The organism is Microcoleus sp. Pol12A5 (genome assembly GCF_036701435.1).
In the GTDB taxonomy this organism is placed as follows: Bacteria; Cyanobacteriota; Cyanobacteriia; order Cyanobacteriales; family Microcoleaceae; genus Microcoleus.
Genome location: NZ_JAUBQU010000019.1, coordinates 1 through 1,599, shown reverse-complemented (window position 1 = coordinate 1,599; position 1,599 = coordinate 1). Strand labels below are relative to the sequence as shown.

General features: G+C 49.0%; 2 protein-coding genes and 1 pseudogene. All 3 read right to left on the bottom strand.

Annotated elements, in window-relative coordinates:
- Positions 1-569: pseudogene (locus QUA45_RS07595) on the bottom strand (hypothetical protein); the annotation flags it as partial.
- Between the two features lie 430 nt (positions 570-999).
- Complete coding sequence (gene psb34, locus QUA45_RS07590; RefSeq protein WP_106333461.1) at positions 1,000-1,167, bottom strand: photosystem II assembly protein Psb34; 168 nt, start codon at positions 1,165-1,167, stop codon at positions 1,000-1,002.
- A 69-nt stretch (positions 1,168-1,236) separates the two neighbouring features.
- The coding region (locus tag QUA45_RS07585) for a HisA/HisF-related TIM barrel protein (protein WP_333220135.1) at positions 1,237-1,599 on the bottom strand (363 nt) is incomplete at its 5' end.

Sequence of the window (1,599 nt, the reverse complement as noted above, 5' to 3'; positions counted from 1 at the left end):
TCAAAGTGCCCGAAGTCTCCCTTAGCTGGAGTTGGTTCGCCTTCAAACTCAAATACTCCGGTTCGCCAGTGCCAAAATTCCGGCGCCGATTGCTCGATCGAACTTAGCCAGGGCCGCGACACCCACAGCAACAGAGTAGACTCGCACATTTGCAGGTTTGCTTCGATGTCTCTCAAATAGCTCAGGAACGACCACTGCACGGCTGCTGACTGCCTGGTCAGGTGTTCTGCCCCAAGAATTTGAAATCCCGGCAAAGGGCTGTAGCTGCCCCTGTTTTGTGGCGGTGGGTGGTGGGTCAGCCATGCGGCGATGGAACCCCAAGGATTTGGATCGCTCAAGTCAAGTTCCAAACTGACAAATCGGGGGTAGTCGATCGGGGAGCGAGGATCGGAGCCTGGGCTCTCTGCGGCTAATTCTGCCTGCAAGCGGGCTGCCAGACAGTCCCGCAAGCACAAGTCGTCACAGGCTGCAATAAAAATTTGACGGCGTAAATTGAGGTCGATCGCCTGTTTCAAGCGTTGGTAGATCAGCTTGTTCGAGCTAGAAACTTTTTGGGAAGGAATAGACATCAGGGTCAGCCGATTTTAGATTTTAGATTTTAGGTTTTAGGTTTTAGATTTTGGATTGTAGATTTTAGATTGTAGAGTTGAGAGTTGAAATCTCGATCGCTCATAACTCGCAACTAAGCCCCGAAGGCAGCCAATCGCACCAGTGATGACTAAAGGATTGTAGATTTTCAATTGGCAATTTTATGTGGGTGGCGAACCAGTGTGATTAAGTGCAACCCAAGTCCCTGAACCCGACAGCCAAGAGGAAAACACCAAATTTATGCTCGTCTTATTTAGCTTTCCAGCTCGCTTGGCACGCTTCAGGATTGTCGCAACTCCCTGCTTTGTATTGAAACACAAAAACCATGTTTCCTTGGGAAAGGAAAACATGGTTTCTCGAAGGATTATTTAAAATTGCGATTTGAAGCAGCTTTGAGTCTCAGGCCAGCTTTTAGACGGAAGCAGCCACATACACCAAACCGGCGACCAACATGGCTGCTGCAATTCCCATGATGATATAGTTGCGTTGCTGATTTTTGTTGGGAGGTACGGCTTCATACACCTTCGGCTCTTTAGCAAAGTTGTTCAGGCGTCCATCGTCATCTTTGATGTAAGGCATCAGTCACAATCCTTAATATTTTTGATGTTTACAACTGTACCAAAAAAGCGCCCAGGAAAATTCGGCTATTTATTTGGAGGTGACAGTGCCTGTTTGCGGAGAAGAGGCGATCGCGTAATCTTTGATCGGCATTCTGCCTGCTAAGTACGCCATCCGCCCCGCTTCTGCTGCCATTCCCATTGCTTTTGCCATTGCCGGGGAATTTTGGGCATTGGCGATCGCGGAATTAATCAAGAGTGCATCGGCTCCCATTTCCATTGCTCGGGCTGCTTCGCTGGGCGTTCCGATCCCCGCATCGACAACCACAGGAACATTTACCGTGTCAATAATTATTTGAATGTTTGCCGCATTGTTGATCCCTTGCCCTGAACCGATGGGCGAACCTAAAGGCATGACTGTCGCACAACCGACTTCTTCGAGGCGTTTTGCCAG